The sequence below is a fragment of the Actinophytocola sp. genome, from assembly GCF_035634895.1.
Lineage (GTDB): Bacteria > Actinomycetota > Actinomycetes > Mycobacteriales > Pseudonocardiaceae > Actinophytocola.
The window spans coordinates 37548-53048 of the sequence record NZ_DASQCC010000062.1; the positions used below are offsets into that span (position 1 = coordinate 37548).

11 protein-coding genes and 1 pseudogene are annotated in these 15501 nt (G+C 71.0%); 7 read left to right on the forward strand and 5 right to left on the reverse strand.

Annotated features, from left to right (window positions below; translation table 11 throughout):
- Positions 1-3: 3 nt before the first annotated feature.
- A complete protein-coding gene (locus tag VET29_RS08940) occupies positions 4-1245 on the forward strand; it encodes an NAD(P)-binding domain-containing protein (protein WP_324917375.1) in 1242 nt (413 codons plus the stop codon).
- Here the strand turns inward: VET29_RS08940 and VET29_RS08945 are convergent.
- On the reverse strand, positions 1226-1882 hold the full coding sequence (locus VET29_RS08945) for a PASTA domain-containing protein (RefSeq protein ID WP_324917378.1): 657 nt from the start codon (positions 1880-1882) through the stop codon (positions 1226-1228). The two genes, VET29_RS08940 and VET29_RS08945, sit on opposite strands and share 20 nt — an antisense overlap.
- Positions 1883-1966: 84 nt before the next feature.
- The gene (locus tag VET29_RS08950; protein WP_324917381.1) at positions 1967-3004 is read right to left on the reverse strand and encodes a 5-methyltetrahydropteroyltriglutamate--homocysteine methyltransferase; all 1038 of its coding nucleotides are present in this window, start codon (positions 3002-3004) and stop codon (positions 1967-1969) included.
- Positions 3005-3227: 223 nt separating this feature from the next.
- Between VET29_RS08950 and ilvD the strand changes: the two genes are divergently transcribed.
- On the forward strand, positions 3228-4928 hold the full coding sequence (ilvD, locus tag VET29_RS08955) for a dihydroxy-acid dehydratase (RefSeq protein WP_324917384.1): 1701 nt from the start codon (positions 3228-3230) through the stop codon (positions 4926-4928).
- 307 nt (positions 4929-5235) lie between these two features.
- On the opposite strand, the pseudogene VET29_RS44045 reads toward ilvD, so the two are convergent.
- A pseudogene (locus VET29_RS44045) lies at positions 5236-5400 on the reverse strand (serine hydrolase); the annotation flags it as partial.
- Positions 5401-5465: 65 nt separating this feature from the next.
- On the reverse strand, positions 5466-5990 hold the full coding sequence (locus VET29_RS08960; protein WP_324917387.1) for a hypothetical protein: 525 nt from the start codon (positions 5988-5990) through the stop codon (positions 5466-5468).
- A 194-nt stretch (positions 5991-6184) separates the two neighbouring features.
- Here VET29_RS08960 and VET29_RS08965 point away from each other — a divergent pair, with 194 nt between their 5' ends.
- Both VET29_RS08965 and VET29_RS08970 read left to right on the forward strand, forming a co-directional pair.
- Positions 6185-6685 (forward strand): MarR family transcriptional regulator, encoded by a 501-nt coding sequence (locus tag VET29_RS08965; protein WP_324917390.1) that lies wholly within the window; start codon positions 6185-6187, stop codon positions 6683-6685.
- Positions 6672-7478 (forward strand): class I SAM-dependent methyltransferase, encoded by an 807-nt coding sequence (locus VET29_RS08970; protein WP_324917393.1) that lies wholly within the window; start codon positions 6672-6674, stop codon positions 7476-7478. The genes VET29_RS08965 and VET29_RS08970 overlap by 14 nt, the downstream gene beginning before the upstream one ends.
- Before the next feature lie 309 nt (positions 7479-7787).
- On the opposite strand, the gene VET29_RS08975 is transcribed toward VET29_RS08970, so the two are convergent.
- Entirely contained in the window at positions 7788-8999 is a 1212-nt protein-coding gene (locus VET29_RS08975) for a WS/DGAT domain-containing protein (RefSeq protein ID WP_324917396.1), read from the reverse strand.
- 243 nt (positions 9000-9242) lie between these two features.
- Between VET29_RS08975 and VET29_RS08980 the strand changes: the two genes are divergently transcribed.
- The 3 genes from VET29_RS08980 to VET29_RS08990 all read left to right on the forward strand — a co-directional run bounded on the left by VET29_RS08980 (position 9243) and on the right by VET29_RS08990 (position 15339).
- The gene (locus tag VET29_RS08980) at positions 9243-10883 is read left to right on the forward strand and encodes a xylosidase (RefSeq protein ID WP_324917399.1); all 1641 of its coding nucleotides are present in this window, start codon (positions 9243-9245) and stop codon (positions 10881-10883) included.
- A gap of 300 nt (positions 10884-11183) precedes the next feature.
- Positions 11184-14738 carry a choice-of-anchor D domain-containing protein gene (locus tag VET29_RS08985; protein ID WP_324917402.1) on the forward strand — a complete coding sequence of 1185 codons (3555 nt, stop codon included), beginning with the start codon at positions 11184-11186 and terminating at the stop codon, positions 14736-14738.
- Between the two features lie 40 nt (positions 14739-14778).
- Positions 14779-15339 (forward strand): phosphatase PAP2 family protein, encoded by a 561-nt coding sequence (locus VET29_RS08990; RefSeq protein ID WP_324917405.1) that lies wholly within the window; start codon positions 14779-14781, stop codon positions 15337-15339.
- Positions 15340-15501 lie beyond the last annotated feature (162 nt).

Below are 15501 nucleotides of genomic sequence, written 5' to 3' on the forward strand. Positions count from 1 at the left end.
TCGTTGGAGTCCACCACCACGGTCGTCATCGGCGCGGGCCACGCGGGCCTTGCCGCGAGCCACGACCTGTCCGCGCGGGGCGTCGACCACGTCGTGCTCGAACGCGGCGAGGTGGCGAACTCCTGGCGGACCGAACGCTGGGACTCGCTGCGGCTGCTCACGCCCAACTGGCAGAGCCGCCTGCCGGGGCAGGCCTACGGCGGCCCGGACCCCGACGGCTACATGTCGATGGGCGAGGTGGTCGAGCTCATCGACCGGTTCGCCCTGTCGTCGGGTGCGCCCGTCCGCACCGGCACGACCGTCACGTCGGTGCGGCGCACCGACGACGGCTACCTCGTGACCACCGACCGCGGCTCCATCGCCAGCAGGACGGTCGTGATCGCCAGCGGCGCGTGCAACCTGCCCGCCGTGCCCGCCCTGAGCGCGGCGGTGCCGGCCGGGGTCGGGCAGGTCACCCCGTTCGACTACCGGGGCGCCGAGGCGCTGCCCGAGGGCGGCGTGCTCGTCGTCGGCGCGTCGGCGACCGGTGTGCAGCTGGCGGCCGAGATCCAGCGGTCGGGCCGGCAGGTCACGCTGTCCACGGGTGAGCACGTCCGGATGCCCCGGATGTACCGCGGCCGCGACGTGTTGTGGTGGATGGACGCCGCGGGCGTGTGGGACCAGCGGTACGACGAGGTGCCCGACCTCACCCGGGCGCGGCGGCTCGGCTCGCCGCAGCTGGCCGGCACGCCGGACCGGACGTCGCTCGACCTCAACACGCTCACCGGCCTTGGCGTCGAGCTGGTCGGCCGGTTGGCGATGGTGCGGGACGGGGAGCTGCTGTTCTCCGGCGGGCTGCGCAACGTGGTCTCGCTGGCGGACCTCAAGATGGACCGCCTGCTGACCACGTTCGACGCGTGGGCCCGGTCGTCCGGCGTCGACGTCAAGCCGCCGGAACGCTTCGATGCCACACGTGTCCCGGCGTCGACCCGGCTGCGGGTGGACCTGCGCGCCGGTGAGATCCGGACCATCGTGTGGGCGACGGGTTTCCGGCCCGACTACACCTGGCTCGACGTCCCGGTGGTCGGCGGCAAGGGCCACCTGAACCACGACGGCGGCGTCGTGGACAGCCCCGGCCTCTACGCGCTGGGGCTGCCCGTCCTGCGCCGCCGCAAGTCCACGTTCATCCACGGCATCGCCGACGACGCACGCGACGTGGTCGACCACCTCACGGGGTACCTGGCGGTCACACCGCCTCGTCGGTGATCTCTTCCCGCATCTTGTTGCCCGCCAACGGGTCCGGCCGGGGCCGGCGCGGTTCGCGCACGCCGGAGCCGCCGCCACCGCGGCTCAGCCACAGCGTGATCGAGGACCCCGGCGGGACGACGGCCCCGGACTCGGGACTCTGGTCGGCCACCGGCGCGCCGTCGCTCGTCAGCGCGGGCCCGTCCGCGTCGACACCGACGAGCTGGTTGGCACGCAACAACTCCCGGGCGGCGGACCACGACATGCCGACCACGTTCGGCACGATCACCGTGGCGCGCCTGCGCCGTTCCCGTGCCTGCGCCGTCAACTCCACCGCGGTGGCGTCGAGCGGATCGCGTCGGGGCCGGCCGGCCGGCGCGGCGTCGTCCAGGTCACGCCACCGTTCCCACGCGGACTGCCGCGTCACCCCGAGCCGCACGGCGATCTCCGACCACGACCGGCCCTGCCGGCGCGCGCTGCGCACCGCCTCGAACTCGGCCTGGTCCAGCAGTCGCCGCACCTCGCCGACATCGCCCAGCGCCCGCAGGGCGCCGTCACCGTCACGCGGGAGCGCCCCGCGCGCGTCACTCTCGTACTGAATCCACTCCGAGAGCCGGCTCCACGCCTGCCGGCCCTCGACCCACGGGTCCTCGGCCATGTTGTCAGGATAGCCTGACAACATGGCCGGAAGTCGCTCGATTTCGCGCTGAGCGGACCCGCCCGAGGATCCGGCGGCCAGTCGCTACCCGGTCAGCTCCGCCCGCAGGATCGCCGCCGCCCGCGCCATCGCGTGCATCTTGCCCACCGCGGACTCGTGTGGGAGGTACTTCATGCCGCAGTCGGTCGCGATCACCAGGGACTCGGGCGACTTGAAGGGGAACGCCCGCCGCACCCGGTCGGCCACGACCTCGGCAGGCTCGACCGCGTGGTCGGCCAGGTTGATCACGCCGAGCAGGATCGTCTTGTCCGCGAGGTCGGCCAGCACGCCCAGGTCCAGCTCGGACTGCGCGGTCTCGATCGAGATCTGGTCGGCCGTGCAGCCGGCCAGCTCGGGCAGGAACGAGTAGCCCTCCGGCCGCTCGTGGATGATCGCCGCGTAGCCGAAGCAGATGTGCACGGCGGTCGTGCCGGTCACGCCGTCGAGCGCGGCGTTCAGTGCCGCGAGCCCGTACGCGCGGGCGGCCTCCGGCCGGGCCTGCATGTACGGCTCGTCGATCTGCACGATGTCGGCGCCGGCCGCGTGCAGGTCCTTGATCTCGGCGTTGACCGCCGCCGCGTAGCCCATGGCGGCGGCCTCGTCGTCCGGGTAGTGGTCGTTCTGCGCCTGCTGGCTCATCGTGAACGGCCCCGGCACGGTCATCTTGACGATGTGGTCCGTGTTGGCCTTGAGGAACGCCAGGTCATCGACCTCCACCGGCCCGCGCCGCCGGATGGCGCCGACGACGCGCGGCACCGGGTTCGGGTGACCGCTGCGGTCCAGGGCCGTGCCCGGGTTGTCCAGGTCGACGCCCTCCAACGCGGTCGCGAAGTGGTTGGAGTAGCTCTCCCGCCGGATCTCACCGTCGGTGAGGATGTCCAGCCCGGCTCGCTCCTGCGCCCGGATCGCGAGCAGCGTCGCGTCGTTCTGGGCCTGCTCCAGGTGCTCCGGCGCGACCCGCCAGAGCTCCTTGGCCCGCACCCGGGGCGGGAACCGGCCCGCCAGCTTCGCCCGGTCGATCAGCCAGTCCGGCTGTGCGTACGAACCCACCAGCGACGTGGGCAACAGCGGCAATGATGTCACCACCGCAGACTAGGCCACGGCGTGGCGAACGGCGAGGTGCCCAGCGAAGCCGGGCGGACCCGGTCCGTAGTGGACGGTCGCCCACGGCGAACGTTCCATCCCGGCGCCCACGGGGACACGATCGGCGCCGGCGCACCGCGGTGTCGACCCGGCGCTGCGGCCCGGTCACCGAGCGAGCAGAGTGGGGCCTGGCACGTCGGTCACGGCGAGGTGAGGAGCAACCATGGATCCGCGGCACCGCTCGCGCGCACTCGTCGACGGACCGGCCAGGGCGGGCGCGCGAGCGCAGCTCAAGGGCATGGGCCACGACGCGGAGTCGCTGTCGAAGCCGTTCGTCGGGGTGGCGCACTGCTGGACCGGGACGATGCCGTGCAACTTCTCCCACCGGACGCTGGCGGGCGGGGTGGCGAGCGGGGTCCGTGCGGCGGGCGGCACGCCCATGGAGGTCAACACGATCGCGATCTCCGACGGGATCACCATGGGCACGCCGGGAATGCGGACGTCGCTGGTCTCCCGGGAGGTGATCGCCGACTCGGTGGAGCTCGTCGCGCGGGGTCACTGCTTCGACGCGCTCGCCGGGATCGCGGGCTGTGACAAGACGATCCCCGCCATGGCGATGGCCATGGCCCGGCTCGACGTGCCGAGTGTGTTGCTGTACAGCGGATCCATCCGGCCGGGCTGCTGGCAGGACCGGGCCGTGACGGTCCAGGACGTGTACGAGGCGATCGGCGCGCACTCCGCCGGCCGCATCACCGACGACGAGCTTCGCGAGCTGGAGGAGGCCGCGTCACCCGGCATCGGCGCGTGCGGCGGCCAGTTCACGGCGAACACGATGGCGATGGTGTTCGAGGTCATGGGGCTGAGCCCGCTCGGTTCGGCCATGGTGCCGGCGGAGGACGAGCACAAGGGCGGTGTCGCCGAGAGCGTGGGCCGGCTCACGATGTCCGTGCTGGCAGGCGATATCCGGCCGCACGACGTGATCACCAGAACGTCCGTCCGCAACGCGATGACCGCCGTGGCCGCGTCGGGCGGGTCGACCAACGCGGTGCTGCACCTGCTCGCGGTCGCGGCGGAGATGGGCGTCGCCGTCACGATCGACGACATGGACGAGATCAGCGCGAAGACGCCGCTCATCTGCGACCTCAAGCCGGGCGGCCGGTTCGTCGCGACCGACCTGTACGCGGCGGGTGGCGTCCCGCTGCTCGTGCGGCGGCTGCTGGAGGGCGGCCTGCTGGACCCGGACGCGATGACCGTCACCGGCCAGACCCTCGGCGAGGCCGGGCGCGACGCCGCGGAGACGCCGGGCCAGGAGGTCGTGCTGCCGCTTGACCGCCCGCTCAAGCCGACGGGCGGCCTCGCGATCCTGCGGGGCGACCTCGCGCCGGACGGTTCGGTGGTGAAGCTGTCCGGCCACGAACGCCTGTGGCACCAGGGACCGGCACGCGTGTTCGACGGCGAGGAGGCGGCGATGACCGCGGTGCTCGCGGGCGACATCAGGCCGGGCGACGTGGTGGTGATCCGCGGCGAGGGTCCCGCGGGCGGTCCCGGCATGCGCGAGATGCTCGCCGTGACGGGCGCGCTGCAGGGCGCGGGCCTCGGCGGCGAGGTCGCCCTGATCACCGACGGCCGGTTCAGCGGCGCGACCCGCGGCTTCATGGTGGGCCACGTGGCACCGGAGGCCGCCCGCGGCGGTCCGATCGCCGCCCTCCGCGACGGCGACACGATCACCATCGACGTCGCGTCGCGGCGCATCGACGTGGCGCTGACCGCGTCGGAGATCGTCGCGCGGACCGCCGAGTGGCGGCCGGCGCCGAACCCGCACCGCACCGGCGTCCTCGCGAAGTACGAGGCGCAGGTGGGCAGCGCGAGCACGGGCGCGACCACCAACCCGGCACTCCCTGCCAGCGACCCGGCCGCTCGTTGACCGCCTCCGCCAGGACCTGACGGTTGGTGACGACGACCCAGGGCTGACCGGTGCTCGGCCTGATGATCAGCGACGCCGGGAAGCCCCCGCCGGCGCCGGGGTGTCCGGCCACGTTCTTCGGCAACTGGAGGCCCCAGCCCAGGCCCACCTGGCCGCCCGGGCCGTCGCGCTCGGCCTGCGGTGTCGGCGCCTCGCGGGCCAGCGTGCCGGGTAGCGGCGACGACCACCAAGGCCGAAGCGGACCAGGTCGGGGACGCGGTCGGCGAACTTCGCCGGCGAGCCGGATGGTGCGCGGGTACCTGTTCGCCGGCTCGTCGAGCCCCACACGCCCGTCCGCGACCAGCCTCAGCACGGCCGTCGCGGTGACCAGCATGGTGCTCGCGGACGCCGGGAACCGGTGCGCAGGCGGCAACTCCTGCTTCTGGTCGAGGTTCGCCCAGCCCCGCGCGTGCACCCACCCCTCGCCGCCCACGATGAGGCCGACCAGTCCCAGCTCGGCGAACGACGCCGGCCGTGTCGGCAGGCACCGTGCCCGGGTCAGGCGTCGGCGGGGCCGCCACGCGCGTCGTCGGCCGTCCGCTCCACGGGGTGGAACCGCAGCTGGCGCAGGCGGTACGGCGGGGCGTCCTCGGTCTCCGCCTCGACCCGCAGGTCGCCGAGCCGCGCACGCAGGCGCAGCGGCTCGGCCCGTACCTCGGCGAGGTCCTGGCGCAGCTGCTTGGCGATCGTGCCGAACAGGCGGTTCAGCCAGTCCCGCGGCACGAGGTCGAGGTAGCGGTCGTCGAAGTGCTGGCGCAGCTCCGCCTCGGTGGGTGGTGGCCATTCCGGCGCGTCGGCGGCGGCGCAGCGGGACACGACCCAGCGCATCTGGGCGAGGGCGTGGCTGGGCGCCTCGACGTGTCGCTTGAGCGCGGTCCAGCTCGCCAGCCCGTGCTCACGGGCGATGACCAGCTGGGCCTGGTCGAGTGTGGCGAACTCCCCCGCGGTGAGGCGGCGTTTCGCCTCGAGCTTCAGGAACCGGAGGCTCGGCCGGTCGGGGAGCGCACGTGGCTGATCGGACAAGGCAGTCCTTCCTCGTCACCCGCGAGTCCGCGACATCGGGCAGGAAAGACATGCCGACTGTCTGCTTGAAAACCGGTGAGCTTGCAGCTCTGCCCGCGGACCCAGAGGCGGCCGGGAACCACCGCGGACGACCGTACCGCGCCACCCACGGTGGCCGCGAACGGGCCACGGCGTATCCTTCGTAAAGTACGTACTTGACGAACGACACGAGGTTGATGTCCATGGAGGCCCCGGAGGGCGAGTTCGTCGACCGGATGGGACTGGTCATGGAGCGTCTTGGCGGCACGCGGACGATGGGCCGGCTGTACGGGTGGCTCATGGTGTGCGACCCGCCGGAGCGGTCGCTCACCGAGCTGGCGGCGGACCTCGACGTCAGCAAGACCGCGGTCAGCACGGTGGCCAGGCAGCTGGAGGCGGGCGGGATGATCGAGCGCGCGCCCGCGCCGAGCCGCGAGCACCGCTACCGCGTCGTGAGCGGCGGCTGGATGTCGGTCATGCGGGTCCAGATGTCCGCGGTGCGGCTGAGCCTGGACACGCTGGACTTCGGGCTGTCCGTGGTCGGCGAGGACCGGCCCGACCAGCGGGCCAGGCTGGCGGAGACCCGGGACTTCTTCGCCTTCACGGTGCGCGACGCGGACGAGTTTCTCCAACGCTGGCAGGACTATCGCGAAGGAGCACGGGATGAAACCCGGTAAGGTCGACTTCACCGCGATCCCGGATGACGGGGTGACGTGGACGCTGCTCGGCACCCTGTACCTGAGGGCGTACGAGAGTCACCTGCCGCGGCCGATCCTCGGCGACCACTACGCGGTCGGGGCGGTCGAGCGCATCGAGTACGACTTCGACAAGCTGAAGCGGCGCGTCAAGCCCAGTGCGAACCAGTTCCTGGTCGCTTTGCGTGCGGTCCAGCTCGACGACTGGAGCCGTGCTTTTCTCGAGCGTGAGCCGGAGGCTGTCGTGGTGCACCTGGGGTGCGGTCTGGACAGCCGGATGCTCCGCCTGGACCCGCGGGGCGCGCGGCGCTGGTTCGATGTCGACCGGCCACACGTCATCGACCTGCGGCGGCAGATCTACCCGGAGCAGGGCGACTACACGATGATCGGCACGTCGGTGACCGACGAGGGCTGGCTGGCCGACCTGCCGGCTGACCGCCCGGCCCTGATCGTCGCCGAGGGCTTGTTCCCGTATCTGGCGGAAACCGAGATCCGGCGACTACTCCGGCGCCTGACGGACCATTTCCCGTCGGGAGAGCTGCTGTTCGACGGTGTGGCACCGTGGATGGTCCGCGTGTCCAAGCCGTTCGTGTGGTCCACCCGGGACGGCCAGGACATCGAACGCATGAACCCCCGCCTGACGCTCGCCGAACAAGTCCCGATCACCGCCCACCGCGACCGAATCCCCACACGCGGCTACCGCGCCTGCTACGGATTTCTGAACACCATCCCCGCGATGCGAAACTCGTCCGTGGACTACCGCTTCACGTTCTGAACCAGGAGCGCACGCGATGCCGCGGCGCGCCAAACCTACGAAAGTAGGGGTTAGAACCCCGCGAAACGCGGGAACCCACCCCACAGAGCAACGGTGACGCGGATGCAGGGCCGCGACACCGAAGCCACGGCCGCCGACTTCGCCCTCGCTGTCGGCGGCCTTTTCCATTTCTCCACTCGCGAGCCCTCGGCGAACGCTGCGGGGCCAGGACAACCTGGCAACGCGTCGGCGCCGGGTCCGAACCGGCCAGCACCCAGCACCCCGCACCGAGGCCCCTTGCGCGGGCCCGGCCGAGTATCGCGTTGCGGTTCAGGCGGGTTGGCTGCTCCGCGCGCTGTGCAGCTCGTGGACCGCGTCGTGCCAGTGGGTCGCCAGGTCGGTGGGGTCGGGAGCGCCTTCCGGGGCGAGGACGGTCAGTCGCGTGTGGTCGCCGTAGCTGACGAGGAACGCGAAGCACGTGTGGGCGGGGGGCAGCCACGGGATCGTGGTCATGTCCAGGACCGGTGCGTCCGCCAGGGTCAGTGGCGCCGGTACGCGCAGGCTCGACAGCGTCATCGAGATCTGGGTGTGGTCGGTGATCCGCTGCATGGCCCACATCGCGGGGCGAGGGTCGGCGGCGCGGGTGAGGGCCGCCCAGGCGCGGCGGTACCGGGCGGTGCGCCGCCGGCCGGCCGTGACCATCACCTGCCGCAGGCGGTCGGTGAGGTTGGCCGTGCCGCAGGGCAGCGCCACCCGCATGAACCCGAGCCGGTTGACGAAAGCGTTGGTGTCACCGGGATCGCGGGTGTCGACGGGGATGTTGACCTGCCGGCGGGTGGCGTCCGGCCAGGGCGCCCAGCGGTCCAGTGCGGCGGACATCGCGGCGAGGTGGACCTGGTTGACGGCCGCCCCCGTGCGGTCCCCTACGTCCTTGAGCAGGGCGGTGTCCACGGCTTGGCAGCCGATCGCCCGGCCGGTGCCGTATTTCCCACGCGGGACGGGCGGGGCGGACCTGCAGGTCCGCAGCAGGTCGGGGTAGATCCGCGCGGCGGCGGCCCAGCCACGACCGGTGGCACGGCTGGGCCGCGCGTCGATCGTGGCATCGCCGAGGAGGGCGGTCACGGTGCGCAGGGCGGCGGCGGCGTCCTGGCGGGCGTGGTGCACGAGGTAGAAGAGGCGCCAGGAGTCGTCGTCCTCGGACACCCAGAGCCCCCACGGCGGGTGCGCGGGGTCGAAGGCGCCGAGTTGCCGCGCGGACAGGAGTTCCGTGCCACGTGGGAGAACCCGGACGTGGTGGGCGACGTCGAAGTCCGGGTCACGCTCCCAGGTGACGGACTGCCGGGCCATGAGCCGGTGGGTCAGCAGCGGCAGCCGCCCGACCTGTGCGGCGACCCGCGCACGCAACTGCTCGACCGGCGGACACGCCCCGGCGATCCGGAAGACGAGCCCGAAGCAGGTATCACTCGGCTCCGACGAGATCTGCCCGAGCCGAGCGAACGTCGTCCCAAGAAAGTCCGCGGGGACCGTGGATAAGTCGTCCATCACACGCCTTCGGTAGCTCACACCCTCGACGGCTGCAAGTATCGACGTCCCGGCCATGACAACGTCTTGTCTCCTGGTCGCAGCGGGCTGGATCTCGGCGCGGAGGGTCCTCGCCACGTCGTCGGGGTGCCCAGGGCCGCGAGTGTCTCTAATTTTCACAACTATGACGACTTCTTGCAGCACTGTATCGCCAAAGCTACGATGGTCTAAACCTCCGATGATTTGTCGACAAGGAAGTTGACCATGGAGTTTTCTCGCAGGTCCCTGCTCACCTCCGCGCTCGCGGTTTCCGCCGCCGGCGCGTTGTCTGCGAACTTCCCCGCCACGGCCGCCGCCGCCAGCCCGCCAGGTGACGTCGTCGGCAAGATCACCGTCGGCTACCAGGGCTGGTTCGCCTGCTCCGGCGACGGCGCCCCCATCAACGGCTGGTGGCACTGGAGCCAGAACTGGTCGCAGCCGCCGTCACCCGGCAACACCGGCATCAAGAGCTGGCCGGACATGCGTGACTACGCCCGCGGCTACCAGAGCGCGTACAACAACCTCGGCAACGGTCAGCCCGCCACGCTGTTCTCCTCCTACGACCAGCAGACCGTGAACGTCCACTTCGGCTGGATGCAGCAGAACGGCTGCGACACCGCCGCGCTACAACGCTTCAACCCCAACGGTTCCGAGGGTTCCACCCGCGACGCCGTTGCCTCGCGGGTACGCAGCGCGGCCGAGGCCACCGGCCGCAGGTTCTACATCATGTACGACGTGTCCGGCTGGACGAACATGCAGCCGGAGATCAAGGCCGACTGGGCGAACAGGATGTCCGCCCACGCGTCGTCCTCGGCCTACGCCAGGCAGAACGGCAAGCCGGTCGTCGGCATCTGGGGCTTCGGCTTCAACGACGGCAACCACCCGTGGGACGCCGGCACCTGCCTCGACGTGATCAACTGGTTCAGGAACCAGGGCTGCTACGTGATGGGCGGCGTCCCCACCTGGTGGCGTGCCGGCAACAGCGACTCGCGGCCCGGCTTCCTCGACACCTACCACGCGTTCAACATGATCTCGCCCTGGATGGTCGGACGTATCGGCGACGCGGCCGGCTCCGACTGGTTCTACACGAACGCGAACCAGGGCGACCAGGCCGACTGCGACGCCCACGGCATCGACTACCAGCCGTGCGTGCTCCCCGGCGACCTCCAGCAACGCCAGCGCGCGCACGGCGACTTCATGTGGCGCCAGTTCTACAACATGGTTCGCGTTGGCGCGCAAGGCATCTACATCTCGATGTTCGACGAGTACAACGAGGGCAACCAGATCGCGAAGACCGCGGAGTCCGGCGCCACGGTCCCGGCCGGCTCCGGCATCCTCGCGCTCGACGAGGACGGCACCGCCTGCTCGGCGGACTACTACCTGCGCCTCACCTCGGACGGCGGCCGGATGCTCAAGGGACAGCTCGCCCTGACCGCCACCCGCCCGACGCAGCCCGGCGGCGGGACGACCCAGCCGACCGGGACGGTCAGCCTGCACGCACGGGCCAACAGCCGCTACGTCACCGCGGCGAGCGGCGCGTCACTGATCGCGAGCGCGACGGCGACAGGCACGAACGAACGGTTCGACCTGGTCGACCGGGGCAGCGGCAACGTCGCGCTGCGGGCCAGGTCGAACAACCAGTACGTCTGTGCGGACAACGCCGGCGCGGCGGCGCTGATCGCCAACCGGACGTCCGTCGGCCCGTGGGAGACATTCGCGCTGGTCCGCAACCCCGACGGCACGGTCAGCCTCCGCGCACAGGCCAACAACCAGTACGTCTGCGCCGAGAACGCGGGCGCGGCGGCCCTGATCGCCAACCGCACCGCCATCGGCGACTGGGAGAAGTTCGACCTGATCAGCAACTGAGCCTCAGCCGTGGACGGTCGGCCAGATCGACCGCGCGGCCGGCTGCCTGCTCCGGTCGCGCGGCGTTCTGGTCACGGACGGCATGCCCTTTCCCGAGTTCACGGGCAGTGGCGCCCGCGGGCCTACCGCGCCATACCGGCCATCCGTGGTGTCGCTTTCTTGCAACTTTGAGTCTAGTAATTGCGCAGTGGTGTCCGGGGAGTTCCGGTCTCCCTTAATTGCCCCTGCCGTCGAGCAAGCGACTCGTCACGACCGGCCAGCCGCGCCGCCTACTCGTCCCTGCCGAGAGAAGAGCTGCGAATGTCCACACCACACACGCCCACGAACAGGCGGGCCCGCGTCAGCGTGTTCGCCGCCGCCGTGCTCGCCGCCGCCGGCGCCGTCGTCCTCGCGGCTCAGCCCGCCGCGGCGGCCGCGACCGGCGGTGTCGGCGCCACCCTCCCCTACGTCGAGGTACAGGCCGAGAACGCGGCCACCAACGGCACCGTCATCGGCCCCAGCGCGGACTACAACACCCTCCCCGCCGAGGCGTCCTACCGCAAAGCGGTGACGTTGCAGGGCACCGGGAAGTACGTCGAGTTCACCGCGCCCGCCGCCACCAACTCGATCGTCTTCCGCTACAGCATCCCGGACTCCGGCAGCGGGTCCGTCTACACCACCCCGCTCTCCCTCTACGTCAACGGCACCAAGCAGACCAACTTCACCCTCACCAACGCCTACAGCTGGTACTACGGCGGCTATCCCTTCACCAACTCCCCCGGCAGCAACCCGCACCACTTCTACGACGAGGTGCACCGCCTCTTCTCCACCAGCTACCCGGCCGGCACCAAGTTCCGCCTGCAGGTCGACGCCGAGAGCACCGCGGGGTCCTACACGATCGACTTCGCGGACTTCGAGAACGTCCCGGGCGCGCTGTCCCAGCCGTCCGGCTCGGTCTCGGTGACCAGCACCGGCGCCGACCCGACCGGCAACGCCGACTCGACCGGCGCCTTCAACTCGGCGATCTCGCAGGCCGGCGCCGGCGGCACGGTGTGGATCCCGGAGGGCACGTTCAAGATCCCGGGTCACCTGATCCTCAACAACGTCACGATCAAGGGCGCCGGCATGTGGCGGTCGACGGTCGTCGGCGCGGCACCCGGCTTCTACGGCAACTACGCGCCGAACGGCAGCAGCGGCGTGCACCTCGCCGACTTCGCGATCTTCGGTGACGTCCAGGAACGCAACGACGGCGCGCAGGTCAACGGCATCGGCGGCGCGCTCTCCAACTCCACTGTGGACCGGGTGTGGATCGAGCACATGAAGGTCGGCGCCTGGATGGACGGCCCGCTCACCAACCTCGTGTTCAGCGGCATGCGGATCCGCGACGTCACGGCCGACGGCGTCAACTTCCACAACGGCGTCACCAACTCCAAGGTCACCAACTCGGACCTGCGCAACCTCGGTGACGACGGCCTCGCGACCTGGGCCGAACAGAACGCGGACGTGAACGACTCGTTCGACCACAACACCGTGCAGTATCCGATCCTCGCCAACGGCATCGCGATCTACGGCGGCCACGACAACTTCGTCACCGACAACCGGGTGATCGACGCCGGCCTGGCACAGGGTGGCGGAATCCATGTGGCGCAACGCTTCGCCTCGACGACGCTCGGGCGCACCGACGTGCTGCGCAACACGATCATCCGGTCCGGCAGCCTCGACCCCAACTGGCAGTTCGGCGTCGGCGCGCTGTGGTTCGACGCGCGGGACGCGGCCATGAACGGGCTGACGAACGTCGACAACATCCTGATCCAGCAGAGCCCGTACGAGGCCATCCAGTTCGTGTCGGGCTCCAGCATCACCAACGTGAAGATCAACAACGCGACGATCCAGAACACCGGCACCTGGGTGGTCCAGGAGCAGGTCGGCGGCTCGGCGACGATCACCAACAGCACCGCGACGGGTACCGGTGCGCCCGGCCCCATCTACAGCTGCGGTGTCGGGTTCACGCTCACCGACGGCGGCGGCAACTCGGGGATCTTCGCGACCCCGCAGTGTCAGAACATCGCCCATCCGGCGTTCCCGCCCTACCTGCCGGACAACTCCTCGCAGATCTCGGTCAGCCCGACGGCGCTCGGTTTCGGTTCCGTGGCAACGGGATCGTCGAGCGGCTCGCAGGCGGTCACCGTCACCAACAGCGGTTCCGCGGCCGCGGCGGTGAGCTCCGTGGCCACCAGCGGTGACTACAGCCAGACCAACAACTGCGGCAGCAGCATCGGCGCGGGCTCGTCGTGCACGGTCAGCGTCACGTTCCGCCCGACCGCGTCGGGTTCCCGTGCCGGCAACCTGACCGTCACCGCCGCGGGCGTCACCACGACCGTGCCGCTGTCGGGCACGGGGGTGGCACCCGGCCCGGTCCTGAGCCCGAACCCGGGCAGCGTGTCGTTCCCCGCCACGGTCGTCGGCGGCACGGCGACGCAGAACGTCAGCGTCACCAACACGGGCACGACGCCGGCGACGGTCTCCGGCGTCAGCACGTCCGGTGACTACAGCCAGACGAACAACTGCGGCACGCTCGCGGTCAACGCGTCCTGCACCGTCACCGTCACGTTCCGGCCCACCGCGTCGGGCACGCGCACGGGATCGGCGACGATCACCAGCAACGCCAACAACAGCCCGACGACGGTGTCCCTCACGGGCAACGGCATCGGCGCCGACACCAACGTCGCGCGCGGCAGGCCGGCGTCGGCGAGCAGCGAGGTCAACGGCACCCAGGCCGCCGCGACCGCGACGGACGGCGACGCGAACACGTACTGGGAGAGCGCCAACAACGCGTTCCCGCAGTGGTTGCAGGTGGATCTCGGGTCGGCGTACACGGTAGGCAAGGTGACGCTCAAGCTGCCGCCGAGCTCGTCGTGGCCCACGCGCACGCAGACGCTGTCGGTGCAGACGAGCACCAACGGGTCGAGCTTCGGCACGGCCGTGGCGTCCGCGACGTACACGTTCACCTCGCCGGGCAACGTCGTGACCATCCCCGTGCCGTCGGTCGGCGCCCGCTATGTGCGTGTCAACATCACGGCCAACAGCGGGTGGCCGGCCGGCCAGCTGTCGGAGCTCGAGGTGTACCCGAGCGGCGGCACGACGCCGAACTCACCGGCGTTGAGCACCAACCCGTCGTCGCTGACGTTCCCGGCGCAGGCGCTCAACACCACGAGCGGCGCCCGGACCGTGACGGTGTCGAACACCGGCACGGCTGCCGCGTCGGTGTCGGGCGTGACGGTCTCGGGTGACTACACGCAGACGAACAACTGCGGCAGCGTCGCGGTCGGCGGGTCGTGCACGGTCGACGTCAGCTTCCGGCCGACGGCGACGGGCACCCGCACGGGCACGCTCACGGTCACGAGCAACGCGAGCAACAGCCCGACGACCGTGGCCCTGTCCGGCACGGGCGGGGGTGGCACGAGCACGAACCTCGCCGCCGGCAGGCCGACGAGCGAGTCGAGCCACACAGACGTCTACGCGTCGGGCAACGTGACCGACGGCAACCAGAACACGTACTGGGAGAGCGCCAACAACGCGTTCCCGCAATGGGTTCAGGTCGACCTGGGGTCCGCGCAGAGCGCGAGCCGCGTGGTCGTGGCGCTGCCGGCGGCGTGGGGCGCACGGAACGAGACGCTGTCCGTCCTGGGCAGCACCAACGGATCCACGTTCACCACGGTCACGGGCGCGACGAGCTACGCGTTCACGCCGGGCGGCGACAACGCCGTGACGATCACCTTCACGGCGACGTCCCAGCGCTACTTCCGGCTGAACGTCACGGCGAACAGCGGCTGGCCGGCGGGTCAGGTGGCCGAGTTCCAGGTCTGGAGCTCGTAGGAGCGCCGGCCGGCCGGCGCGTCCCGCGTTACAGTCGGTCATGCGCTCCCGTCAGCCGACGGTCGTCGTCGCCTGCCTGGTGCTGACCGTCGCGCTTGGACTCCTCGTTGGAGGCCGTGGCCCCGGCGACGTCGACGACGTCGCCGGGGCCGCGGTCGCCGGGTGGCCGCACGGGGTGCTGCGGGCGCTGATGCTGCCGACGGAGCCGTACGTGCTGCTGCCGGCCCTGGTGCTGGTGGTCGTGTGGTGCGTGCAGAGTTCGCGGCCCCGGGACGCGTTGTTCGCCGTGCTGGGACCGTCGATCGCGGTCGCGGCGAACACCTGGTTGCTGAAGCCGCTGTTCGGCCGCTGGCGGGACGACTCGCTCGTCTATCCCAGCGGCCACACGGTGAGCATGGTCTCGACCGTCGTAGTGGTGTTCATGCTGACGCACGGCCTGGCCCGCAGGATCACGGTCGTCGCCGGCGTCGTCCTGCTGGTCGCCGTCACCATCGGCATGGTCGGCCTCGGCTACCACTACCTGACCGACGTGGCCGGCGGCACGCTCTTCGCGATGGCCGCCGTCCCGGCGGTACACGCGGTCACCGCCGGACCGGTCTAGTGCCCCGTCCAGGTGGAGTGGGCACTAGGGCGTGTCCTGTGGATCTTGTGGGATGGGTCGGGTAGAACCTGGCGTATGTTTGATCGTCATGATTTGACGGATGTGGAGTGGGCGCGGCTGGAGCCGTTGTTGCCGGATCGGACGCCGTGTCGGGGTGGTCGG

Excerpts from the sequence above, each read along its gene's own strand:
- VET29_RS08980 (WP_324917399.1), top strand. The coding sequence starts at position 9,243 with ATGGAGTTTTCTCGCAGGTCCCTGCTCACCTCCGCGCTCGCGGTTTCC.
- VET29_RS08945 (WP_324917378.1), bottom strand. The coding sequence starts at position 1,882 with ATGGCCGAGGACCCGTGGGTCGAGGGCCGGCAGGCGTGGAGCCGGCTC.
- VET29_RS08970 (WP_324917393.1), top strand. The coding sequence starts at position 6,672 with ATGAAACCCGGTAAGGTCGACTTCACCGCGATCCCGGATGACGGGGTG.
- VET29_RS08985 (WP_324917402.1), top strand. The coding sequence starts at position 11,184 with ATGTCCACACCACACACGCCCACGAACAGGCGGGCCCGCGTCAGCGTG.
- VET29_RS08990 (WP_324917405.1), top strand. The coding sequence starts at position 14,779 with ATGCGCTCCCGTCAGCCGACGGTCGTCGTCGCCTGCCTGGTGCTGACC.
- ilvD (WP_324917384.1), top strand. The coding sequence starts at position 3,228 with ATGGATCCGCGGCACCGCTCGCGCGCACTCGTCGACGGACCGGCCAGG.
- VET29_RS08975 (WP_324917396.1), bottom strand. The coding sequence starts at position 8,999 with ATGGACGACTTATCCACGGTCCCCGCGGACTTTCTTGGGACGACGTTC.